Origin of the sequence: Pseudomonas sp. R84 (genome assembly GCF_009834515.1) — a bacterium.
Classification (GTDB): Bacteria; Pseudomonadota; Gammaproteobacteria; order Pseudomonadales; family Pseudomonadaceae; genus Aquipseudomonas.
Map to the genome: position 1 here is coordinate 2,250,415 of NZ_CP019426.1, position 23,365 is coordinate 2,273,779.

Consider the following 23,365-nt stretch of genomic DNA (forward strand, 5'->3'; position numbering starts at 1 on the left):
CAGTGCCCGATCCCGTATACATGGCGACCATCAACGCAGTGACCTGCGGCCCCATGCATAAGGATCGAGCAATGAGTGAGCCACGCCTGACGAATCTGAAGCTGTACCTGCAACGTTTGGGCTTCGACACACCGCCCGCGCCGGCGCTGGACAGCCTGCGGCAGTTGCAACTGCGCCATACCGGCGTCTTCCCTTTCGAGAATCTGGCGACGATAACCGGTGCACCGGTGCTGATTGATCTGCCGTCCATTGAAGAAAAAGTCTTGCTCGGTGGGCGCGGTGGGTACTGCTATGAACTGAATAACCTGTTCTTTGCCCTGTTGCTGGAGCTGGGCTTCGATACACGGGCCATCAGCGGGCGCGTGGTGATGAATCAGCCGGAAGGCAGCTGGACGGCGCGCACGCACCGCTTGAGTCTGGTGACCATCGACGATGTGCGCTACATCACCGATGTCGGTTTTGGTGGCATGGTGCCGACTGCACCGCTGCTGCTCGACACCGAAGCGGAGCAACCAACGCCACACGAACCTTATCGCATTGAAAAACAGGCCGACGGCTACATGCTGCGTGCCAACGTGGCGGGGGAATGGCGGCCGATGTACCTGTTCGATCTGCAACGCCAGGAAGACATCGATTACACCGTCGGCAATTGGTATGTCTCGACTCACCCTGAGTCACCGTTCAGCCAGCGTCTGATGGTGGCGCGCACCGGGGAGGGCTGGCGCAAGACGCTGAATAACGGCAGTTTCGCTGTTCACCGCATGGGCGCCGAGAGCGAGCGGCGTGAGGTCGCGGACGTCGAGGATCTACTCGATCTGCTTGAGGTTGAGTTCGGGATGCGTGTCGCGCGCCCAGAGTTGTTAAGGCCGGTGCTCGGACACCTTATCCAGCCTGGTCAGGGATCCTCAGCGTAAGCATCGACCTGGATCGTGAAGCGATTGATCTTCGCCCACGACTCCCGTTGCCTGACCTCTGTTTCCTCTGAGCCAATGCTGATCAGGTAGTTGATGCCTGTTGCTGGATCTCTGAATCCATTTTGGGTCGAGTCCCAGACACAACAGGCGCGCGTGATCGGCGAAATCCCGAAGTGCTGTTCAAGGTACTGTTCGGCTTTCGAAGCATTGGCCCCGGATACTTCATAGCTGGCGGAAAATGGCTGGCCCATGCGATCAAGCGCCTGTGTGCAGCCTTTGAATTCAACAAACGATGGCTTGTCTGCGAGCTTCGACAGAAAGTCATCACAGCCAAAGTCGGCACTGGCGCTGTTGGCAATGACCAGCAACAGCGCGGGTATCAATCGGATAAGTAGCAACCGTTTCAATTATTTCTCCACCAGCAATTCACCGACATATTTCCCGCCTTCACCTTTGACTCGCCGGCAGATCAGGTAGTCGTAAACATCGTTCCATTTGATCAGCTCATAAAAGGTTACACAGCCGTCGGACAAATGGCCGACGTGGATGTAACGACTGCTGTTGCCTTTTGTGCCTTGCAGTTCAATGGGAAACCAGACGTCGGTGCAATGCAGATTACCTTGTGCCTTGTAGCCACCTGTGGAGATATTTCCGTGGGAGCGGTCGGGTGCCATGATCCGGTGGCGTCCGGGAGGAATCGGGGTAAATTCGCCGCCCCACTGGCTGTTCAGCGTCACCTTCGCCGTTTTTCCATTGAAGCTGACCTGTGCCCATTGCTGCAGGAGTTTGCCTTTGAACTCCGAGACCGCATGAGCCGGTGCACCGGTGTACTTGACCTTGACGGTGGCCGGCGCCGTTGGCGGGGTATCCATCAGGTACTTCAAGGCATTTTCGGTTTTCAGGCTGGCCGTCTGCCCGACGAACTCAGAATTGCCGTCGGCGATGCGGAAGTAGGTCCGACCACCGGATTCCTTGGTGAAGGTCACTTTGGTGTATTCGCAGAGGGCGACAAGTGTGCCCTTAGGCTCGAGTTTGACACTCAGCCAACCGTTTTCGTCAGCCCGTTTGGTGTATTTGGTGACAACGACCGCCGGATGCGTACTACCACCCTGTCGGTTCGAGGGAGCCTGGTTATTGTTGAGGATTGCCTGCGCCATGCTGGTTACAGCTCCTTTCAGGTGAATTCAGCCGCTGGTTTTTTTCTACTCAGGCTAGGTCGTCAGGCTCCAGATGCAGCATTTCGCTCGCGCGGGTCGACACTCTTTGAGTCAGTCCGCGCTCATTGGTGACACCGCGGATTACCTTGCCCGACGCGGTGGTGATCTTGTAAGCGAAGTCGGGTACGGGCTCGCCATCGGCGTCCAGCAACGTGAACTGTTCGTCGAAACCCAAGTTGATCGGCGGAACGGGGCTGATCGCTGCGCCACCGCCGCTCTGGCCAATGATGACGGTGCCGGAACCGCCGACGATAACGTCGCCGTGGCTGCCCAGGCTGCCTTGCGTGGCGGCGTTTTTACCATTGATGAAAACGGTCGCGGAAATGTTGCCGCTGATGGAGCTGCCGCAAGAGGCGGGGTCGCCGAGGCGCGCGGCTGGCAAACCATCGAAGAATACGTCGGGGGAGCCGGCAACTATTTTCTGTGCCGCATGGGCAGGGCATGTTGTGGCATCTGTTGCGCGTGCAGCGGGCTTTCCACTCATGGTGATGTCCTTTTCTTGCCCGGCAGCGGGCATCCATTAATCCGTACGGCGTGGTGCTTGATCCTGCCACGTGATAGGGGAGCACTCAAGTGGTCAGGCCGTTTGAGTGATGAGTAACCCTCCGCTGTTTTTTTGTATACAAAACCATGGACACTTGTCGCGAGTTTTGAATACAGTGTGCGCATAACAAAAACCAGGGAACCCCCCACCATGAAAACGCCCCATGTTTCACACCAACGGCCCGAGGACGAAAATCTCGGGGTCGGCGCGAATATGGCTTACGGCCTGCAACATGTTCTGACCATGTACGGCGGTATCGTTGCGGTGCCACTGATCATCGGCCAGGCGGCCGGCCTGTCGCCGGCGGACATTGGTTTGCTGATTGCTGCTTCATTGTTTGCTGGGGGGCTGGCGACACTGCTGCAAACCCTGGGTCTGCCGTTTTTTGGCTGTCAGTTGCCGCTGGTACAGGGCGTGTCGTTCTCCGGCGTGGCGACCATGGTCGCGATCGTCAGCAGTGGCGGGGAGGGCGGCTTTCAGTCGGTGCTGGGCGCAGTGATTGCGGCGTCCTTGATAGGCTTATTGATCACACCGGTGTTCTCGCGCATCACCAAGTTCTTCCCGCCCTTGGTTACCGGAATCGTGATCACCACCATCGGCTTGACGCTGATGCCGGTGGCCGCACGCTGGGCCATGGGCGGTAACAGCCATGCGCCGGACTTCGGCAGCATGCAGAACATCGGTCTGGCGGCGGTCACGCTGGTATTGGTGCTGCTGCTGAGCAAGGTCGGCAGCTCGACCATCTCGCGTCTGTCAATCCTGTTGGCCATGGTGATCGGTACGGTGCTGGCGGTGTTCCTCGGCATGGCGGATTTCTCCAGTGTCACCACGGGGCCGATGTTCGGCTTCCCGACGCCGTTCCACTTCGGCATGCCGACCTTCCACTTCGCCGCGATCCTGTCGATGTGCATCGTGGTCATGGTGACGCTGGTGGAAACTTCGGCGGACATTCTGGCGGTCGGTGAAATCATCGGCACCAAGGTCGATTCCAAACGTCTGGGCAATGGACTGCGGGCGGACATGCTGTCGAGCATGTTTGCGCCGATCTTCGGTTCGTTCACCCAGAGTGCGTTCGCCCAGAACGTCGGGCTGGTGGCGGTCACCGGGATCAAGAGCCGTTACGTGGTGGCCACAGGCGGTATCTTCCTGGTCATCCTCGGCCTGCTGCCATTCATGGGTCGGGTCATTGCGGCAGTGCCGACTTCGGTACTCGGTGGTGCCGGTATCGTGCTGTTCGGCACCGTGGCAGCGAGCGGCATCCGTACCTTGTCCAAGGTTGATTATCGCAACAACGTCAACCTGATCATTGTCGCCACCTCGATCGGTTTCGGCATGATCCCGATTGCTGCGCCGAACTTCTACGATCACTTCCCAAGCTGGTTCGCGACCATTTTCCACTCGGGCATCAGCTCGTCGGCGATCATGGCGATCCTGCTCAACCTGGCCTTCAACCACTTCACCGCCGGTAACTCGGATCAGCAATCGGTGTTTGCCGCAGCCGAAGAGCGGACGTTGCGTTATCGCGATCTGGCAGCGCTGCGTGAAGGCGATTACTTCAGCGACGGCAAGTTGCACGACTGCGATGGCAAGGAAGTGCCAGTCATCGAGCCTGATGATCACGATCATGGGCACGGTGCGCCGAAGGTGCAGGTGAAAAGCAGCGAGCATGTCTGACCGCTGTGGCTGAATAGAAAAGGGTCGATCTGTTAACCACAGATCGGCCCTTCTTCATTTCAAGATCAAAAGATCGCAGCCTTCGGCAGCTCCTACACAGATCTCATACTTTGCCGATTCTGCGGATGAACGCTGAACCTGTAGCTGCCGAAGGCTGCGATCTTTTGAGCTTTTCGAGCGCCCACAAAAAAGCCCCTGAATCTCTCGATTCAGGGGCTTTGCTATTTGGCTCCACAACCTGGACTCGAACCAGGGACCCAATGATTAACAGTCATTTGCTCTACCAACTGAGCTATTGCGGAATTGGTGCGTATGTTACTGATTCAAAAAGAGAAGTCAAGCGCCGGTTGCAAAAACGAGTGAATTCTCGGGACGGACGGTGGTTTGTCAGCGATTGGCGGTTACCAGAACCGTAGCAGAGGTCTACCATGGCCGCCCGGAAGTGGTCACACGCGCTGCCGGCCATTCGCCGAAAAAGGTCCGCGTCATGAACCATTTGTCCCGCAACAACGAGGTGTTCGCATGAGCATCGCGCAAATCAGCCTGCCTAAAGGCGTCGGTCCACACGCCGAAAAACTCTTCGACGCAATCACTCAGGCTGGCACCGCTGAAGAATTGAACCGCGCCGGCGGCAAGGCTGAAGGTTTTGTCCTCGGCCTGGAAAGCACCAAGGCGATCAAAAGCCAGATCGCCGAATCGCTGTATGTCGCTTATGACGATGCCGCCACTCAGCGCGCGAGCGAACTGGCTTAACTGCCGAAGGTAATGGTGCCCAGCATCAGTTTGGCGTAAGCCGCTGTGGCTGCCAGTTGCACCAGCCACAGGACCAGGCCACCCAGGAACACCCCGGCGGCGACTTGCAGCACCAGGCTTTTTTCGCGTTTGGCCGAGGCGCGAGGGATGAAATCATCCAGATCGTCACGGTCGGCGCGCAGGTTGTCGTTTTTCATATGGGGTCTCTTCAGAAATCTCGGGTGTACACAAAACCTGTAGGCCTTCGCCTGCTCGCGATAGCGTCGTGTCAGCCGAAGATTCATTACCTGACACGCCGCTATCGCGAGCAGGCTCACTCCTACAGTTTGATTTGTGTGCAGTCTAGAGGGTATGGGGCGTTATTCGTGACAATAAAAAACGGGAAGCCCCAAGGCTTCCCGTTTTTCATCACGCGGCGAAATCAGATGACCTGAACAATCGCATCCGTTACAGCCTTGATGTTGCTCTGGTTCAGCGCCGCCACGCAGATGCGGCCGGTGTCCAGGGCGTAGATGCCGAACTCGTTACGCAGGCGATGCACTTGCTCAGTGGTCAGGCCGGAGTAGGAGAACATGCCGCGTTGACGACCAACGAAGCTGAAATCGCGGCCCGGTGCTTTCTCGGTCAGCAGGGCAACCATCTGCTCGCGCATGCCGCGAATGCGCAGGCGCATTTCGGCCAGCTCGGCTTCCCACTGCGCGCGCAGTTCCGGGCTGTTCAGTACAGCAGCGACGATGCTTGCACCGTGGGTCGGCGGGTTGGAGTAGTTGGTGCGGATCACGCGTTTGACTTGCGACAGCACGCGCGCGCTTTCTTCTTTCGATTCGCTGATGATCGACAAGGCGCCAACGCGCTCGCCGTACAGCGAGAACGACTTGGAGAACGAGCTCGAGACGAAGAAGGTCAGGCCGGATTCAGCGAACAGACGCACGGCAGCGGCGTCTTCGTCGATACCGTCGCCAAAACCCTGATAAGCCATGTCGAGGAACGGCACGTGACCTTTGGTCTTGACCACTTCCAGTACGTTGTTCCAGTCCGCCGGGGTCAGGTCGACGCCGGTCGGGTTGTGGCAGCACGCGTGGAGGATAACGATCGAGCCGTTCGGCAGGGCGTTGAGGTCTTCGAGCATGCCGGCACGGTTAACGTCGTGGGTGGCGGCGTCGTAGTAACGGTAATTCTGCACCGGGAAACCGGCGGTTTCGAACAGCGCGCGGTGGTTTTCCCAGCTTGGGTCGCTGATCGCCACAACGGCGTTCGGCAGCAGTTGCTTGAGGAAGTCGGCACCGATTTTCAGTGCGCCGGTCCCGCCGACAGCCTGAGTGGTGATGACGCGACAGGCGCTGATCAGCGGCGAGTCGTTACCGAACAGCAGCTTTTGTACGGCCTGGTCGTAGGCAGCGATGCCATCGATCGGCAGGTAACCGCGCGAAGCGTGTTGAGCGACGCGAATCGTCTCGGCTTCGATCACGGCGCGCAGAAGTGGAATTCGCCCCTCTTCGTTGCAGTAAACACCCACGCCCAGGTTGACCTTGGTGGTCCGGGTATCGGCGTTGAATGCTTCGTTGAGGCCCAGGATTGGATCGCGGGGTGCCATTTCGACAGCGGAGAACAGGCTCATTATTGCGGCGGCTCTGAATGGAGAATGGAGGGACGTGTCGCGCTCCAGCCGGATGCACTAGAGCGGTGCACAAACGGGGAGCTAGTATAGAGGCCATTACTGAACAATGGCGACAGGCGATTCGGCTTTTCGGGTAAGTTTTTCCGATTATTTCTTGACCGTTAGTCGACTGCGCGTGTCAGAGTCTTTACCGGATGTAGGACGTTTGCCTTGAAAGGTGGGGCAATCGCCACCACATTGAGCACAATCCAGGTTTTTCTTGCGCGACACCGGTCGTTTGCGGTCGTCCCCGTGGTGCTCCGCTTTGTTCGGAATGCCGCGATTCCAGAGGTGTATATGTCCGAATTCCAGCTCGTCACTCGCTTTGAGCCCGCCGGCGATCAGCCGGAAGCCATCCGCCAATTGGTGGAGGGCATCGAAGCCGGCCTGGCGCACCAGACGCTGCTCGGTGTGACCGGCTCGGGCAAGACCTTCAGCATCGCCAATGTCATCTCGCAGATTCAGCGCCCGACGCTGGTGCTGGCGCCGAACAAAACCCTCGCCGCGCAGTTGTACGGTGAGTTCAAGGCGTTTTTCCCGAACAACGCCGTCGAATACTTCGTTTCCTACTACGACTACTACCAGCCCGAAGCCTATGTGCCGTCGTCCGACACCTTCATCGAGAAGGACGCGTCGATCAACGACCACATCGAACAGATGCGCCTGTCCGCGACCAAAGCGCTGCTTGAGCGCAAGGACGCGATCATCGTCACCACGGTGTCATGCATCTACGGTCTCGGTAGCCCGGAAACCTATTTGAAGATGGTGCTGCACGTCGATCGCGGTGACAAACTCGATCAGCGTGCGTTGCTACGGCGTCTGGCCGACCTGCAATACACCCGCAACGACATGGATTTTGCCCGTGCGACGTTCCGTGTACGCGGCGATGTGATCGACATTTACCCAGCGGAATCCGACCTGGAAGCGATCCGCATCGAGTTGTTCGATGACGAGGTCGAAAGCATTTCCGCGTTCGACCCGCTGACTGGCGAAGTCATCCGCAAGATGCCGCGCTTCACCTTCTACCCGAAGAGCCACTACGTGACGCCACGGGAAACCCTGCTCGACGCCATCGAACACATCAAGGTCGAACTGCAGGAGCGTCTCGAATATCTGCGCAGCAACAACAAACTGGTGGAAGCCCAGCGGCTGGAGCAGCGCACCCGTTTCGACCTGGAGATGATCCTCGAACTGGGTTACTGCAACGGCATCGAAAACTACTCGCGCTACCTGTCCGGGCGTCCGGCCGGTGCCGCGCCGCCAACCCTTTACGATTACCTGCCTGCTGACGCTTTGCTGGTGATCGACGAATCCCACGTCAGCGTGCCGCAGGTCGGCGCGATGTATAAGGGCGACCGTTCGCGTAAGGAAACCCTCGTCGAATACGGTTTCCGCTTGCCGTCGGCGCTGGATAACCGGCCAATGCGTTTTGACGAGTGGGAAGGGGTCAGCCCGCAGACCATTTTTGTCTCGGCGACGCCGGGCAACTACGAAGCCGAGCACGCCGGGCGTGTGGTCGAGCAACTGGTGCGTCCGACCGGGCTGGTCGATCCGCAGATTGAAGTGCGTCCGGCGCTGACGCAGGTCGACGATCTGCTGTCGGAAATCTCCAAGCGCGTGGCAATCGAAGAGCGTGTGCTGGTCACCACGCTGACCAAGCGTATGGCTGAAGATTTGACCGATTACCTCGCTGACCACGGCGTGCGCGTACGTTACCTGCACTCGGACATCGACACCGTCGAGCGGGTCGAGATCATCCGCGATCTGCGTCTCGGCACTTTTGATGTACTGGTCGGCATCAACCTTCTGCGCGAAGGCCTGGACATGCCGGAAGTGTCGCTGGTGGCGATTCTTGATGCGGACAAGGAGGGTTTTTTGCGCTCCGAACGTTCGTTAATCCAGACCATCGGCCGCGCGGCGCGTAACCTCAATGGCCGGGCGATTCTTTACGCCGACCGCATGACCGGGTCGATGGAGCGAGCGATTGGCGAGACCGAGCGTCGTCGCGACAAGCAAATCGCCTTCAACCTGGAAAACGGCATTACCCCGAAAGGCGTGTTCAAGGACGTCGCCGACATCATGGAAGGCGCCACCGTGCCGGGCTCGCGCAGCAAGAAGCGCAAAGGCATGGCCAAGGCCGCCGAAGAGAACGCCAAGTACGAAGCCGAATTGCGCTCGCCGAGCGAGATCACCAAGCGCATTCGTGCGCTGGAAGAGAAGATGTATCAACTGGCGCGGGATCTGGAGTTTGAAGCGGCGGCGCAGATGCGCGATGAGATTGCCAAACTGCGTGAGCGGCTTTTGGCTGTTTGATCTTCATTGCCTGAGCGGGCCTCTTCGCGAGCAGGTTCGCTCCCACCTTGGATCTGTGTCGTTCACAAAACCCCTGTGGGAGCGAGCCTGCTCGCGAATGGGGCGACTCGGTCTTAATGAGACTCCCCAGCCTTCAGCCCTTGCGGCAGTTTTTTGGTCAACAAAATCGCCAACATGCTGATCCCCAACGCAATCCCGACAAAGTGAAATGCATCGTTGTAGGCCATGATCGCCGCCTGCTGATGGACGATCTCGCTCAACTTGCCCAACGCTGCCGTGTCACTACCAAACCGATCCGTCATCGACGCTAACCGTTCCGCCACCTGCGGATTGGTCGGCACCACCGCCTCGCGCAAATAGTCGAAGTAAGTCTTGGTGCGCGCATCCAGCAGCGTCGCCAACAGAGCAATCCCGATCGCACCGCCCAGGTTACGCAGGATATTGAACAGACTCGACGCCGACCCTGCGTCCTGCGGCAGGATGTACGCCGTGGCGATCAGCGAGATGGTCACCATGATCAACGGCTGCCCCAGCGCGCGAATGATCTGGATCTGATTGAACTGCGGCCCGGCGAAATCCGGGTTTAGCACTCCCGACGAAAAACTCGCCAGCCCGAACAATCCAAAGCCAAGCGTGCACAGCCATTTCGGCGAAACAATCTTCATCAGCTTCGGCACCAGCGGAATCAGAAACAGCTGCGGCACGCCCATCCACATGATCACTTCGCCGATCTGCAGCGCGTTGTAGTTCTGGATCTGCGCCAGGTACAACGGCAACAGATAAATTGAGCCGTACAACCCGACACCCATGCCCAGGCTGGAAATACTCGATAAACCGAAGTTGCGATTGCGCAGAATGCCGAGGTTGATCAACGGATTGGGTTTGGATATCTGCACGATCACAAAAGTGATCAGGCTCACCAGCGCAATGCTGCCCAGCGTCACGATCAGGCTTGATTCCAGCCAGTCCTTGCGATGGCCTTCTTCCAGAAACACCTGCAAGCAGCCGAGGCCAATCCCCAGCGTGAGGATGCCGGTGTAGTCGGTGCTTTTCAGCAGTTCCCAGTGCGCTTCTTTCTTCTCCAGCCCGTACATCAAACCGGCGATCATGATCAGGCCCGGCGGAATGTTGATGTAGAAAATGTATTCCCAGCCCCAGTTTTCCGTGAGCCAGCCGCCCAGCGTCGGGCCGATGGACGGCGCGAAGGTGGCGGTCATGGCGAACATCGCCATGCCTTTGGCGCGGTGGTGTTCGGGGAGTTTGATCAGGGTCAGGGTGAACGCCAGCGGGATCAGCGCGCCGCCGGTAAAACCCTGCATGGCGCGGAAGACGATCATGCTCTCCAGGCTCCAGGCCATCGAGCACAGCAGCGAGGAAACCAGAAAGCCCAGTGACACCCACACCGCCAGACGTCGCGCCGAGAGCAACTGCACCAGCCACGCGGTCAGCGGAATCATGATGATTTCCGCGACCAGATAAGAGGTGGAAATCCATGACCCTTCTTCCAGCGTCGCCGACAGCGCGCCCTGAATATCTTTCAGCGACGAGTTGGTGATCTGGATGTCGAGCACCGCCATAAAGGCGCCAAGCATCACGCTCATTACCGCAATCCAATCGCGCCGGGTTGGTTCGCCGACCGGGCGGATCAGTGAATCACCGGCCATTGTCCGGGGCGTCTTTGATGTTCACGGTGGCGGTGACGGACATGCCCGGGCGGATTTTGCCGTGCAGCGGGTTGTCAGCCTTGAAGGTCAGTTTCACTGGAATCCGTTGCACGACCTTGGTGAAGTTGCCGGTGGCGTTGTCCGGCGGCAGCAGGCTGAACTGCGCGCCGGAAGCAGCGAACAGGCTGTCGACCCGCGCTTCGATCGGCGTGTCGCCATACGCATCAAAGGTCAGCTCGGCTTTTTGCCCGGGCTGCATGTGGCCGATCTGGGTTTCCTTGAAGTTGGCCTGCACCCAGATGTCTTCGTCCGGGACGATCGACAGCAGATAGGCGCCGGCCTGCACCACTTGACCATTACGCGCGGCGCGCTGGCCGACCAGACCACTGATTGGCGCGTGGATTTCGCTGCGGGTCAGGTTGAGTTCGGCTTGCGCGAGATCGGCGCGGGCGTTGGCGATTTGTGCGTCGAGGCGTTTGATTTCCGCGTTCAGGGCGTTGACCTGTTGGCGCTGGCCCTGTGCGTCGGCTTGCGCCTTGGCTACTTGCGAACGGGCGATATGCGCGTCAGCGGAGAGGGTGGTCACGCGTTCTTCGGAAACATAACCGGGTTTGCGCAGGGTTTCGGCGCGCGACAAATCCATCTGCGAGCGGCCCAGCGTTGCTTGTGTAGTCGCCACTTGCGCGTCACTGGAAGCAATCAGACTGGCTTGCTGAGTCAATTTGCTTTGCGCTTGCAGGCGTTCCGCCTCGCGCGTCGCGAGGGCGGCGTTGGCCCGATCAATGGCCAGACGGAAATCATTCGGCTCCAGGCGCACCAGCAGTTGGCCTTTTTCCACGTGTTGATTGTCCTGCACCAGCACTTCGTCGATGCGCGCGCTCAATTGGCTCGAGACACGGGTGATTTCGCCCTGGACATAGGCGTTGTCGGTGCTTTCATAAAAGCGTCCCTTGAAAAACCAATGGGCGAAAAAGCCCCCGGCGATCAGCAGGACGAGCAGCAGGAAAATCAACAGGCGACGCTTGAGTTGGGCAGGCATGGGCAAACTGTAGTCGAGGAATTGTAAGGAAAGTTATCAGCAGGCGAATCTGGCATACAGCCGATAAACGGTAAATGCCATCCGTTGATATTTGCCCATTCACCACGGCTTACGGGCGTTACAGACGCAAACTTGGCTTAAATGCCCTGCCCGCTGGAGCGGGGCGGGTGTCGCCTGTTACCATTCGCCGCTTGATTGTTTTGCTTTTCATTCTTTTCGAGACATGCCATGACCACCGTCCGCACTCGCATCGCGCCATCGCCTACCGGGGACCCCCACGTAGGTACCGCTTACATCGCATTGTTCAACTACTGCTTTGCCAAGCAGCATGGCGGTGAGTTCATCCTGCGGATCGAAGACACCGACCAGTTGCGTTCGACCCGCGAGTCCGAACAGCAGATCTTCGACGCCCTGCGCTGGTTGGGTATCGACTGGAGCGAAGGCCCGGACGTTGGCGGCCCGCACGGTCCATACCGGCAGAGCGAGCGCGGCGACATCTACCAGAAGTACTGCCAGCAACTGGTCGACATGGGGCACGCGTTCCCATGCTTCTGCACCGCTGAAGAACTCGATCAGATGCGCGCCGAGCAAATGGCTCGCGGCGAAACCCCACGCTATGACGGCCGCGCGCTGCTGCTGTCGAAAGAAGAAGTCGCGTCCCGCCTGGCCGCTGGCGAACCGCACGTAATCCGCATGAAAGTGCCAAGCGAAGGCGTTTGCGTGGTGCCGGACATGCTCCGTGGCGATGTCGAGATCCCGTGGGATCGCATGGACATGCAAGTGCTGATGAAGACCGACGGCTTGCCGACGTACTTCCTCGCCAACGTCGTCGACGATCACCTGATGGGCATCACCCACGTGCTGCGTGGCGAAGAATGGCTGCCATCGGCGCCGAAACTGATTCTGCTGTACGAATACTTCGGCTGGGAACAACCAGAGCTGTGCTACATGCCGCTGCTGCGTAACCCGGACAAGAGCAAGCTGTCCAAGCGCAAGAACCCGACTTCGGTGACTTTCTACGAACGCATGGGCTTCATGCCGGAAGCGATGCTCAACTACCTCGGTCGCATGGGCTGGTCGATGCCGGACGAGCGCGAGAAGTTCTCGCTGCAGGAAATGGTCGACAACTTCGACCTCAAGCGTGTCTCGCTGGGCGGGCCGATCTTCGACATCGAGAAACTGTCGTGGCTCAACGGCCAGTGGCTGCGTGATCTGCCGGTGGAAGAGTTTGCCAGCCGTCTGCAGACCTGGGCGCTGAACCCGGAATACATGATGAAGATCGCGCCGCTGGTGCAGGGGCGCGTTGAAACCTTCAGCCAGGTTGCGCCGCTGGGCGGGTTCTTCTTCGCTGGTGGCGTCAATCCGGATGCCAAGCTTTTTGAGTCGAAGAAACTCTCGGGTGATCAGGTTCGTCAGTTGATGCAGTTGATCCTGTGGAAACTGGAAAGCCTGCGTCAGTGGGAGAAGGACAACATCACCGCAACGATTCAGGCGGTGGTTGAATCGCTGGAGCTGAAACTGCGCGATGCGATGCCGTTGATGTTTGCCGCGATCACCGGGCAGGCGAGTTCGGTGTCGGTACTCGATGCGATGGAAATCATTGGCCCGGATCTGACGCGTTATCGTCTGCGTCAGGCGATCGACCTGCTGGGCGGCGTATCGAAGAAAGAAAACAAAGAGTGGGAAAAGCTGCTGGGCGCTATCGCCTGATAGCTTAACCCCCCTGTAGGAGCTGCCGAAGGCTGCGATCTTTTGATGTTGGCTTTTAAAAACCAGATCAAAAGATCGCAGCCTGCGGCAGCTCCTACAGGGGCATGCTTTATCCCAAGTCCCGGTTTTTCGGGAGGAGGGCGGTAAGTGATTGTTATGCCGACGAAAAACTTTGAAATTTTTCAAAAATAAGTTTGACAGGCTTTCGATACGCCCTTAAGATTCGCCCCGTCCTCAGCGATGACATCAACGATGAGGGGCTATAGCTCAGCTGGGAGAGCGCCTGCATGGCATGCAGGAGGTCAACGGTTCGATCCCGTTTAGCTCCACCAATTTACACTTCGAAGCCTGGCCACACCGGCTCCGAAGCGATCAACACTCAGCGTTGATCAGTTGTATAGAAGGGTTTGCGTCCCCTTCGTCTAGTGGCCTAGGACACCGCCCTTTCACGGCGGTAACAGGGGTTCGAGTCCCCTAGGGGACGCCAGTTTTACAGAAGCGATGTTGCAAAACTTCGCTCCGCCGCGAGGCGAAAAATCCGGGGCTATAGCTCAGCTGGGAGAGCGCCTGCATGGCATGCAGGAGGTCAGCGGTTCGATCCCGCTTAGCTCCACCAATTTACAGTTCAAGGTCTGGCCACACCGGCCTTGAATCGATCAGATCTCAGCACTGATCAGTTGTATAGAAGGTTTGTGTCCCCTTCGTCTAGTGGCCTAGGACACCGCCCTTTCACGGCGGTAACAGGGGTTCGAGTCCCCTAGGGGACGCCACGATTACCCGCTCTGCGGGATTTTATAAGGGTCATTCAATTATTGAATGGCCCTTTTGTTTGTCTGGCGTTTGGCCAACTCTCCTTTTTCCTTACACTGTGCTTCAGACCAGCGGTCATATCCTTGACTTGCAGAATATTATTATGCGAATAATATTCTAGTCGTAATATTCGGAGGCTACGATGAACGATAAAAAAGCTCAAACCCGCGAACGCATCCTCAAGGCTGCCAGCGCCGCACTGATTCAGCGCGGCCCGGCTGACCCGAGCGTGGGCGAAGTGATGGGCGCCGCCGGCCTCACCGTCGGTGGCTTCTATGCGCACTTCGAAAGCAAGGACGCAATGATGCTCGAAGCGTTCAAGCAATTGCTCGGTCGCCGCCGCGACCTGATTGCCGACATGGATGCCGAGTTGACCGGCGAAGAGCGCCGCGCCCTGGTCGCTGCGTTCTACCTGTCGCGCAAGCATCGTGACTCCAGCGACGCGGCGTGCCCGATTCCAGCTTCGATCGGTGAATTGGGCCGTTTGCCGGAGTCGTTCCGCATCGCGCTGAACGAGCACCTGGAATTGATGATTGCGCAGTTGGCGTCCAGCCCTGAGGACACCGACAAAGCCCTGGCCGACGTGGCCTTGATGGTGGGTGGTCTGGCCCTCGCCAGGGCGCTGGGCCCGGGAGATTTATCCGATCGATTGCTGCGCGCTGCCAAGTCGGCGGTGCGTTGACCTGAAGGCAGCAGGCCTGAGGAGAGAGCGATGAACACGTTGAAGTGGGTTCGTGGCGTTAATGGCACCTTGGGCTGGATTGCACCGCAACGGGTAGCGAGCAAAATGCGTCTGGCGTTCATGACGCCGCGCGCGCTGCCACTGCGCGATTGGGAGCTGCCGCTGCTGGCAAGTTCCGAGCGGATCACTTTGCGCTTCGGTCTCTCGGCGCTGCGCTGGGGCCAAGGCCCGGCGGTGTTGCTGATGCATGGCTGGGAAGGGCGGCCCACTCAGTTCGCTGCGCTGATCACTGCACTGGTCGATGCCGGGTATACCGTCGTCGCGCTGGATGGTCCGGCCCACGGGCGCTCGCCGGGGCGTGAAGCCAATGTCGTGTTGTTCGCTCGGGCAATGCTCGAAGCCGCTGCCGAATTGCCGCCGCTGCAAGCGGTGATCGGTCATTCCATGGGCGGCGCCAGTGCCATGCTCGCCGTGCAATTGGGCTTGCGCACCGAAACCCTCGTCAGCATCGCCGCGCCTGCACGCATTCTTGGCGTACTGCGCGGGTTCGCTCGCTATGTCGGCATGCCCCCTCGAGCGCGTTCCGCGTTCATCCGTCAGGTCGAGCAAGACGTTGGCATGCGCGCTGCCACGCTCGATGTCGCTCACTATCAGCTGGATATGCCCGGTCTGATCGTGCATGCCGAGGACGACAACTTCGTCTCGGTCAAGGAGTCGCAACTGATCCACGAATCCTGGTTCGACAGCCGCTTGCTGCGCCTTGAAGGAGGCGGGCATCAGCGTGTGCTGGCCGACCCGCGCGTGGTTGATGGCGTGTTATCACTGCTGGCTGGCCGCAGCCTTCAAGCGCGCCAATCGGCGTGAGCTCCGTTACACTGCCCCGGTTGAATACATTGACCGGGAGTGTGGCATGGGCTGGGATCGGGCAACGCCGTTTACCATTGATCTGCAAGTAGGCGCCGAGGACATCGATGGGCTGGGCCACGCGAACAACGCGGTGTACGTGACCTGGCTCGAGCGCTGCGCCTGGCGCCACTCGCAGCGTCTGGGCCTGGATCTGGTGGAGTATCGGCGATTGGATCGGGCGATGGCCGTGGTCCGTCACGAGATCGATTATCTGGCTGCCGCCTATGAAGGCGACGAACTGCAATTGGCGACCTGGATCGTCGATTGGGATCAGCGCCTGAAAATGACCCGGCATTTCCAGCTCAAGCGCCCGAGCGACAACACCACGCTGCTGCGTGCGCAAACCACTTTCGTCTGTATCGAGCTGTCCACCGGCAAGCCCAAGCGCATGCCGGCCGAATTCATTGACGGTTATGGTCCGGCGATCCATATTTCAGAATCTGCGAAAATCTAATGTAGGAGTGAGCCTGCTCGCGATAGCGGTGTGTCAGTCACTTATTTTTGACTGACACACCGCTATCGCGAGCAGGCTCACTCCTACAAGGGAAATGTGTTGTTCTGCGGATTTGCGCGATATCCAGTAAACTGCCGCACGTTTTTCTTCAAGTAGTGTTTTCCCATGCAAATTGCTCTGGCGCCCATGGAGGGGTTGGTCGACGACATTCTCCGCGACGTGCTGACCCGTGTTGGCGGCATCGACTGGTGCGTGACCGAATTCATCCGGGTCAACGATCAGTTGCTCACGCCGGCCTATTTCCACAAGTTCGGCCCAGAGTTGCTCAACGGTGCCCGCACCGCCTCCGGTGTGCCATTGCGCGTGCAATTGCTCGGTTCCGACCCGGTGTGCCTGGCGGAAAACGCTGCACTGGCCTGCGAACTCGGCTCCGAAGTCATTGACTTGAACTTCGGCTGCCCGGCCAAGACCGTCAACAAATCTCGTGGTGGTGCGGTTCTGCTCAAAGAGCCGGAACTGCTCAACCAGATCGTCGAGCACGTGCGCCGCGCCGTACCCGCGCACATTCCCGTGACCGCGAAGATGCGTCTTGGCTTCGATAGCCCCGACGGTTCGCTGGTCTGCGCCACAGCGCTGGCCGAAGGCGGCGCCGAACACATCGTGGTCCACGCCCGAACCAAAATGGACGGCTACAAACCACCGGCGCATTGGGAGTGGATTCCGCGCGTGCAGGACGTGGTCAAAGTCCCGGTGTTCGCCAATGGCGATATCTGGAGCGTCGAAGACTGGCGCCGCTGCCGCGAAATCAGCGGCGTCGAAGACATCATGCTCGGTCGCGGTCTGGTGTCGCGCCCGGATCTGGCCAAACAGATTGCTGCCGCCCGCGCCGGTGAAGAAGTCGTCGAGATGAGCTGGGCCGAGCTGATGCCGCTGATCCAGGACTTCTGGCTGCAAGCCAAAGCGCAGATGACCGCACGCCAATCGCCGGGCCGTTTGAAGCAATGGCTGGCCATGCTGACGCGTAATTATCCCGAGGCCACCGAGCTGTTCACCGTCCTGCGCCGTGAGACCGAGCCGGATCACGTCTCGCGTTTGCTCGGTCTGCCGGTCGCCGAAGCGGCCTGAAAAAAATCTGCAAATAATCTCTTGAAATCAAATCAGCGGTCCCTATCTAAGGGTTACGCGATGCCGAATTCGGGTCGCGGAGTCAAAAAACCTTGCTGATTGTTTTCAGGAGATTTGAACCATGAGTACTGCATTTTCCCTCGCGCCACTGTTCCGTTCCTCGGTGGGTTTCGACCGTTTCAACGACCTGTTCGAAACCGCCCTGCGCAACGAGCCAGGCAGCAGCTATCCACCTTACAACGTGGAAAAACACGGTGACGACCAATACCGCATCGTCGTAGCGGCCGCCGGCTTCCAGGAAGAAGACCTGGAACTGCAAGTCGAGAAAGGTGTGCTGACCATCAGTGGTGGCAAGCGTGATGCCAACGAAGGCGTGACCTTCCTGCACCAAGGCATCGCCCAGCGTGCTTTCAAGCTGTCCTTCCGTCTGGCCGATCACATCGAGATCAAGGCTGCCGATCTGAGTAACGGCCTGCTGAGCATCGACCTGCTGCGCGTGATCCCGGAAGAAGCGAAAGCCAAACGCATCCCGATCAATGGGGTGCAGAAGCCGGCGCTGCAGCACTGATTCATGTGCCGCAACACAATCGTCTGAACAGGCGATGAGCCGCTGAATGAAGGCCCCGATACGTCGGGGCCTTTTTTGTGCGCGCAAGAAAACCGTTGTTCGGCTTTGCCGCAGGCGGCGGTTTCTCTACAATCCGCGGCAGTTTTGCCGACCCCCATTCCGCACCGGTCGGCCTGGAGCCTTTTTTCATGGACGAGATTCAACAGCGCTGGCTGTGCGCCCTGTCTGCGCCAATGGCGGCGATCAATACCGGCGCCAGCTACGACGACCCGGCGTTCTGCGACGATCGCTACATCGACCTGAAAGACAGTTGGGGGATCGATGACCGTGGGCAGCTGTTCGACATGCTCGAACGGATGACCGACGACGGCCATGCCAAACACCTCAGTGCAGCCTATATGGTGTGGCAGCGCTGTCTGCCGAGTGAATGGCAGGCCTTGCTCGACGACCTGAGTCCCCGCGAACGCATCCTGCATGAGTTTGCCAGTCGCACCTTCGGCAGTTGCGGGCCGGGCGGGATTTTGTCCTGGGACTATGGCCGCATGGGTTTTCTTTTGCGTTGCGCGGTGCGCAATCAGTGGGTCGACCTGGACGAAAGCAACTGGCTGCACAGTCGTTTGGCCCTCAGAGCGCAATTTCACTACGGTAGCTGGATGGCTTACTTCGACGGCTTTGTGGTGGGTCGGACGTTTTGGTCCTGCCTGAGCGCCAGCGACGATGAGCTGGCGCGCGAACTCGATCGACAAGGCGCCAACGCCCTTAACCTGCGGATTGCCCGCGGCCTTGCCGAAAACATCCCTCGGTTCCTTGCTGATTTGCCGTGGCATATGGAAATCTATTTGCCGCCACGCCCGGCATCGCTCAAGGAGTTCGACTGGTCATGAGTTGCTGGATCCGCTTGGGCATCGAGCCTACTAACGACGAAACCCTGATTCGCAACGCCTACCGCGCACGCTTGCCGGCACATCACCCGGAGACTGACCCGCAAGGCTTCCAGACGCTGCGCATGGCCTACGAAAACGCCCTGCGTCTGGCGCGTGAAGACGAGGAAGAAGAGCCCGAGGACGAGTACGAGTCCCAAGCCTCAGAACAGACTGTGGTTGAGGTCCCTCCAGTGCTCGGGGATTTTTGCGAGCTGCTGGATGATCCCGCGCGCCGGTTCAATTTCGCCGCGTGGCAGGCCTTTGTCCGAGGGCTGGATGAGCTGTCGCTGGACGTGCTCGATGAACTCAGCTGGCCGCTGTACCACCGGATGGCCGACGCCGGTCCGTTGTCGTACCGCTGCGCGAATCTGTTGGCCAAGCGTATGGCCTGGGATCAACAGCTGCTGGATCTGGGCTTCGACGACGCGCATCAGGTGGGCTTCTTTCTCCAGCGAATCGAAACGCCGGACCCGTTCGATACGGATCTGATGTGCACATGGTCAGAGGCCGCCCAGACTGAAGCGCTGTGGTACGCCCGTAGTCTCGACTTCATCTTCAATCAGCGTCCACTGCAGGAGTTCGCCGACTTCGCCAGTCGGCACACCTGTCTGCCATTGCCGAATGATGCCGCGTTCCTCAAGCGTCTGTTGGTGCAGTTCACTCAGGCAGGTATTGGCGGGCCGACATTTTTGCAGTGCTGTGTCGAACAGCAGCTTGCTGCACCGGATGATGTCGACTGGCTTTACCTGTTGGCATGTCAGAACAGTCTGCAGGGGCGCGACGATCAGGCATTACCGTGCTGGATCCGGCTGTGGAACGAGCACCGCCATCCGATGGCTGAAAGTCGTCTGCTGGAGTTGTGCGCCAAGCGCCAGCCGACTTTTCTGCCGCTGCTGATTCAGGCATTCGATCGCCTGCAGGCTATTTCTGACTGGCCAGAGGATCTTGGGGATGACGCCCAAGTGTATGGCTGTCCGTCTCAACATCCCGAGACGCTGAACCGCTGGCTGGGTGTCGGGCGGTTGAAGCTTGAGAGCCTTGCGCAAAGTTTTGTCGATTGGCGCATGAGCGGTGATGAGCTGCCATTGCTCGCGCAATTGCTGGGCGAAAATGCCGACAGCCGATTGCTGCATCTGTACCGCTACGCCTGGGCGCTGCATCGGGGTGATTCGGCGTTGTTGCAGCAGATTGTGGATGCACCGCTGCCGATCGATGCCCTCGAAAGCCTGGTGATGAGCGGATTCAAATATCAGTCCGCCCAACACTTGCGTTGGTTGGGCAGGGCGCCGATTGCGCTGGCCATGAGCGCGTTCAGCGACGTGGATTCAGGTTCGCGGCCATTGCCGCAGGTGCTGACACAAGGCGAGCCGCATAAGGTCTGTCGTCTGTGGTTACGCCGCTTGCGGCCCTACAACGATGCTGCGCTGGAACGAATCGCCGAAGCGTTCAAGCTGGCTGCGGTCAAAGACGACTGTGACCTGTCCGAGCTCGACTTGATGCTCCAGTTGAGCCGTCGCGGGATTCAGTTGTCGCCGGTCGGGCTGGGTGAGGCCACCTGGGAGTGGCACGCGCAGACCTTGTTCTTGCTGGCATTGCTGGACCAGCCCGAACGCTGGCTGCAAATGATTGATGTGCAGTGCGTGGAGCGCCTGCCTTTCAATCCGGCCCATCCGTTGAGTCGCCTGCAACCTTTGTTGCGGCGCTTGCTGCGCGAGCAAGGCAATTTCCACGGTTTGCTCGGATGGCTGCAAGGCAATGACCCGGTGCACGGTTTGTTGGTGCAGCAATTGTTCAGCGTACAGCAGGCACTCGACAGTGCCCGGTTGCCGGCCAATACCCTGCTTTACACCTGCCTCGAAAGCGATCGTGCTGCCTGCGGCGATGATTTGCTGGGGTTGATGATGTTCTGGGGCGTGCTCTATCACGACCCGAGCCTGAGTGCCGAGCAGCATCGCGCATTGTTGCAATCGATTGCGGCAATCAGTTGTGAGGACGAATGGTTCGAAGGCTTCCGCGACGGTTTGATCAAAGGCGAACCGGTGTGGCCGCCGCGCAAAGTGCTGAACGATTTTGGTGTCGACAAACTGCTGGCGTATGAAGCGCTGGATGCGCTCAAGGGCTTGCTTCGCTATGGCGCTGCCGGGGTGCCGAAAACGCGCGTCTTGCGCCAACTGCAACAGGGCAAGGACGATGTGCAGAACAGCATCGGCCTGCGCCTGGCCCTGTGCGCGATATTGTCCTGGTCGGAACGATTACTGCTGGCGAAAAGCGATGTTCAGCCGGTAGCGGCGACAGCGATCTGGCGCCTGGGATCGCGGTTGGGGCGCAAGGCTTTTATCGCTCAGGTCTTGGGGTGTCTGGTGATTGCGCCGGTGGCAGGGCTGATCAGTGGCACCACGGGCGCTGGCATTCTTATCTTGCTATTGGCCGTGCTGTTGTTGTTCGGCGCCATTCTGCGTCGCTTGCACGACATGGGCCGGGGCACCCCGACGTTGCTGATCTTCCTGGCGCTGACGCCGGTTTTGCCATTCCTGCCATTGGTGCTGTTCGGCTTTCCCGGTGACAAGCTGCCCAACCGTTATGGTGTGCCGCCGGACAGCGGCGATAGCGAGATGCTGTCCAGCGGCCTACAGGCTGCTTTACGGCGGCTCAACGGCTAGAGGCGCAGTTGATCCAGCGCCTTGTTCAGCTCCGAGCGATGGCTGGCAATCTCCGCTGATTGCTGGCCGCCGAGCACCGTGGTGAAGTTGTGCAGCCATTCGGCAATGTGCTCGCGTTGCGCGCCGAGGCTCTGCATCCATGCCCGTTCCAGACGAGCCAGCAATGTGCGGTTGGGCAGCGCATCGCGTGGATGGACCTTCAGCGTCGACAGCCGGTTATGGCTGTCGCGGCGCGCTTGCTCATCCAGGCCCGTGGGGCTGCGGTCGATGCTATGACTGTGACGCTCGCCGGTTTCGAGCAGGGTGACGTCCACCTCGAGCAAACCGTTGATGTCATAACTGAAGCGCACATCCAGCGCCTGAATGTGCGCGGTGGGCGTCAAGGTGACATCGAAAGCATCAATGAGAATGTTGTCGCATACCCACGGCCGCTCACCCTGATAGACCGCGATGCGCAGCACTGCCTGCTGAGGGCGGGTGGTGTAATAGCGCTCCACCCGTGAGGTCGGAATGATGGTGTTACGTTCGATGATCGGCGAAAACGCGCCATCGATGTCTTTGCCGCGGATGGTTTCGATGCCCAGCGTATACGGGCAGACATCCGTCAGAATCAACTCTTCAACCGCCCCGTCACGCGCCTTGCACGCCGCTTGCGTCGCCGCCCCGAGCGCAACGATGGTATCCGGATCAAGATGCCGGTAAGGCAAACGCCCGAACAGCGTGGCGACCATTTGCTGCACCGCCGGCATGCGCGTGGCGCCGCCGACCAGCACCAGGCTGTCGAGGTCGCGGGGCTTGAGTCGGGCGTCGCGCAGGGCCTGTTCGATCGGCGCGCGCAAACGCGCCAGCAACGGTTCCCAGATTTTTACCGCAGCGGCTTCGTCCAGTGACCATTCGAAGGTCTTGTCGGCGTGGCGCCAGCTCAGGTGTTGAGTGCCTTCGCCGAGTTTGCATTTGAGCTGCTCAAGGGCATCACCGAGGCTGGCCATGCTTTGCGCATCGACCATTGCCGGGGTCAGTTGCCAGTGTTTCAGGCAGGCCTGCAACAGCGCCGCCGTGAAGTCTTCGCCGCCCAAAAAGTTGTCGCCGGTGGAGGCGTGCACTTCGATCAGTGGCAAAGCGTATTCCAGCACCGTAACGTCGAAGGTGCCGCCGCCGAGATCGAAGATCAGCGTGCGTTCGAACTTCTGCTCATGCAGCCCGTAAGCCATGGCGGCGGCCGTCGGTTCGTTGATCAGACGCGTCACCGAGAGCCCGGCCAGTTCGGCGGCAAACAGCGTGCGTTTGCGTTGCTCATCACTGAAATACGCCGGCACGGAAATCACTGCTTCCGACACGGTGTGGCCGAGAAAGGCTTCGGCGTCTTGCTTGAGTGAGCCGAGTACCAGCGCTGACAACTCTTCCGGGCTGAACCGACGTGTGCCGAGCTGAACTTGTTTGTCGCTGCCCATAAAACGCTTGAATGCTGCAGCGGTTCGTTCCGGGTGCGTGGTCAGGCGGGCGCGGGCGGCTTTGCCGACCAGAATCGTGTCGTCTTCATCGAGGCTGATCACCGAGGGCGTCAGCACATCACCCAGGGCGTTGGGAATCAGGCGGGCCTGACCGTCCTGCCAGACGGCGATCAGACTGTTGGTGGTGCCAAGGTCGATGCCCAGCAGAGCCGGGCGGGGGAGGGTTGCATCCTGCATGACAGATCTCGAAACGGCGCAAAAAACGCGACCCTACAGGTTGCCGCAAACCGTGGCAATTACG

20 protein-coding genes and 5 tRNA genes are annotated in these 23,365 nt (G+C 59.3%); 16 read left to right on the forward strand and 9 right to left on the reverse strand.

The genetic code is table 11. From position 1 onward, the window contains the following. Positions 1 to 71 precede the first annotated feature (71 nt). Entirely contained in the window at positions 72 to 914 is an 843-nt protein-coding gene (locus PspR84_RS10010; protein ID WP_160057131.1) for an arylamine N-acetyltransferase, read from the forward strand. Here PspR84_RS10010 and PspR84_RS10015 read toward each other — a convergent pair. Genes PspR84_RS10015 through PspR84_RS10025 form a run of 3 tightly spaced genes read right to left on the reverse strand, consistent with a single transcriptional unit; the run spans position 896 to position 2,615 of the window. Further along, on the reverse strand, positions 896 to 1,321 hold the full coding sequence (locus tag PspR84_RS10015; RefSeq protein WP_150751578.1) for a DUF4952 domain-containing protein: 426 nt from the start codon (positions 1,319 to 1,321) through the stop codon (positions 896 to 898). The two genes, PspR84_RS10010 and PspR84_RS10015, sit on opposite strands and share 19 nt — an antisense overlap. Beyond that, positions 1,322 to 2,071, reverse strand: coding sequence for a hypothetical protein (locus PspR84_RS10020; RefSeq protein WP_160057132.1), 750 nt, complete (start codon positions 2,069 to 2,071; stop codon positions 1,322 to 1,324). It lies immediately after the preceding gene. A gap of 49 nt (positions 2,072 to 2,120) precedes the next feature. Next, positions 2,121 to 2,615, reverse strand: coding sequence for a PAAR domain-containing protein (locus PspR84_RS10025; protein ID WP_102900938.1), 495 nt, complete (start codon positions 2,613 to 2,615; stop codon positions 2,121 to 2,123). Between the two features lie 210 nt (positions 2,616 to 2,825). Between PspR84_RS10025 and PspR84_RS10030 the strand changes: the two genes are divergently transcribed. Continuing rightward, complete coding sequence (locus PspR84_RS10030) at positions 2,826 to 4,349, forward strand: nucleobase:cation symporter-2 family protein (RefSeq protein ID WP_007913403.1); 1,524 nt, start codon at positions 2,826 to 2,828, stop codon at positions 4,347 to 4,349. 226 nt (positions 4,350 to 4,575) lie between these two features. On the opposite strand, the gene PspR84_RS10035 is transcribed toward PspR84_RS10030, so the two are convergent. Next, a tRNA-Asn gene (locus tag PspR84_RS10035) sits at positions 4,576 to 4,651 on the reverse strand. A 220-nt stretch (positions 4,652 to 4,871) separates the two neighbouring features. On the opposite strand from PspR84_RS10035, the gene PspR84_RS10040 reads away from it, so the two are divergent. Beyond that, positions 4,872 to 5,102: a hypothetical protein gene (locus tag PspR84_RS10040; protein ID WP_160057133.1), complete on the forward strand. Its 231-nt coding sequence runs from the start codon at positions 4,872 to 4,874 to the stop codon at positions 5,100 to 5,102. On the opposite strand, the gene PspR84_RS10045 is transcribed toward PspR84_RS10040, so the two are convergent. Next, positions 5,099 to 5,299: a hypothetical protein gene (locus PspR84_RS10045; RefSeq protein ID WP_053118898.1), complete on the reverse strand. Its 201-nt coding sequence runs from the start codon at positions 5,297 to 5,299 to the stop codon at positions 5,099 to 5,101. The genes PspR84_RS10040 and PspR84_RS10045 overlap by 4 nt on opposite strands. Positions 5,300 to 5,523: 224 nt before the next feature. After that, a complete protein-coding gene (locus tag PspR84_RS10050; RefSeq protein ID WP_160057134.1) occupies positions 5,524 to 6,720 on the reverse strand; it encodes an amino acid aminotransferase in 1,197 nt (398 codons plus the stop codon). Positions 6,721 to 7,056: 336 nt separating this feature from the next. On the opposite strand from PspR84_RS10050, the gene uvrB reads away from it, so the two are divergent. Continuing rightward, a complete protein-coding gene (uvrB, locus tag PspR84_RS10055) occupies positions 7,057 to 9,072 on the forward strand; it encodes an excinuclease ABC subunit UvrB (protein ID WP_008083013.1) in 2,016 nt (671 codons plus the stop codon). Between the two features lie 113 nt (positions 9,073 to 9,185). On the opposite strand, the gene PspR84_RS10060 is transcribed toward uvrB, so the two are convergent. Together PspR84_RS10060 and PspR84_RS10065 are read right to left on the reverse strand one after the other, a co-directional pair. Beyond that, positions 9,186 to 10,736, reverse strand: coding sequence for an MDR family MFS transporter (locus tag PspR84_RS10060; protein WP_160057135.1), 1,551 nt, complete (start codon positions 10,734 to 10,736; stop codon positions 9,186 to 9,188). Beyond that, a complete protein-coding gene (locus tag PspR84_RS10065) occupies positions 10,726 to 11,775 on the reverse strand; it encodes an HlyD family secretion protein (RefSeq protein ID WP_127926569.1) in 1,050 nt (349 codons plus the stop codon). The genes PspR84_RS10060 and PspR84_RS10065 overlap by 11 nt, the downstream gene beginning before the upstream one ends. Before the next feature lie 228 nt (positions 11,776 to 12,003). Here PspR84_RS10065 and gltX point away from each other — a divergent pair, with 228 nt between their 5' ends. The 12 genes from gltX to PspR84_RS10125 all read left to right on the forward strand — a co-directional run bounded on the left by gltX (position 12,004) and on the right by PspR84_RS10125 (position 21,613). Further along, positions 12,004 to 13,485, forward strand: a complete 1,482-nt coding sequence (gene gltX / locus PspR84_RS10070) for a glutamate--tRNA ligase (RefSeq protein ID WP_160057136.1) — start codon at positions 12,004 to 12,006, stop codon at positions 13,483 to 13,485. 256 nt (positions 13,486 to 13,741) lie between these two features. After that, a tRNA-Ala gene (locus PspR84_RS10075) sits at positions 13,742 to 13,817 on the forward strand. 79 nt (positions 13,818 to 13,896) lie between these two features. Then, positions 13,897 to 13,972, forward strand: a tRNA-Glu gene (locus PspR84_RS10080). Positions 13,973 to 14,025: 53 nt separating this feature from the next. Continuing rightward, positions 14,026 to 14,101 (forward strand) — tRNA-Ala (locus PspR84_RS10085). 78 nt (positions 14,102 to 14,179) lie between these two features. Next, positions 14,180 to 14,255, forward strand: a tRNA-Glu gene (locus PspR84_RS10090). Between the two features lie 182 nt (positions 14,256 to 14,437). Next, the gene (locus tag PspR84_RS10095; protein WP_007913421.1) at positions 14,438 to 14,977 is read left to right on the forward strand and encodes a TetR/AcrR family transcriptional regulator; all 540 of its coding nucleotides are present in this window, start codon (positions 14,438 to 14,440) and stop codon (positions 14,975 to 14,977) included. A gap of 30 nt (positions 14,978 to 15,007) precedes the next feature. Then, positions 15,008 to 15,841, forward strand: a complete 834-nt coding sequence (locus PspR84_RS10100) for an alpha/beta fold hydrolase (protein WP_160057137.1) — start codon at positions 15,008 to 15,010, stop codon at positions 15,839 to 15,841. Positions 15,842 to 15,887: 46 nt separating this feature from the next. After that, complete coding sequence (locus PspR84_RS10105; protein ID WP_160057138.1) at positions 15,888 to 16,337, forward strand: thioesterase family protein; 450 nt, start codon at positions 15,888 to 15,890, stop codon at positions 16,335 to 16,337. 165 nt (positions 16,338 to 16,502) lie between these two features. Further along, a complete protein-coding gene (locus PspR84_RS10110; RefSeq protein WP_160057139.1) occupies positions 16,503 to 17,462 on the forward strand; it encodes a tRNA-dihydrouridine synthase in 960 nt (319 codons plus the stop codon). Between the two features lie 121 nt (positions 17,463 to 17,583). Further along, entirely contained in the window at positions 17,584 to 18,030 is a 447-nt protein-coding gene (locus tag PspR84_RS10115; protein ID WP_016985252.1) for an Hsp20 family protein, read from the forward strand. Positions 18,031 to 18,218: 188 nt separating this feature from the next. Then, entirely contained in the window at positions 18,219 to 18,914 is a 696-nt protein-coding gene (locus PspR84_RS10120) for a DUF1266 domain-containing protein (RefSeq protein ID WP_160057140.1), read from the forward strand. Beyond that, entirely contained in the window at positions 18,911 to 21,613 is a 2,703-nt protein-coding gene (locus PspR84_RS10125; RefSeq protein WP_160057141.1) for a DUF805 domain-containing protein, read from the forward strand. The genes PspR84_RS10120 and PspR84_RS10125 overlap by 4 nt, the downstream gene beginning before the upstream one ends. Here the strand turns inward: PspR84_RS10125 and PspR84_RS10130 are convergent. Further along, a complete protein-coding gene (locus PspR84_RS10130) occupies positions 21,610 to 23,301 on the reverse strand; it encodes a molecular chaperone HscC (protein WP_160057142.1) in 1,692 nt (563 codons plus the stop codon). The genes PspR84_RS10125 and PspR84_RS10130 overlap by 4 nt on opposite strands. Between the last annotated feature and the right edge of the window lie 64 nt (positions 23,302 to 23,365).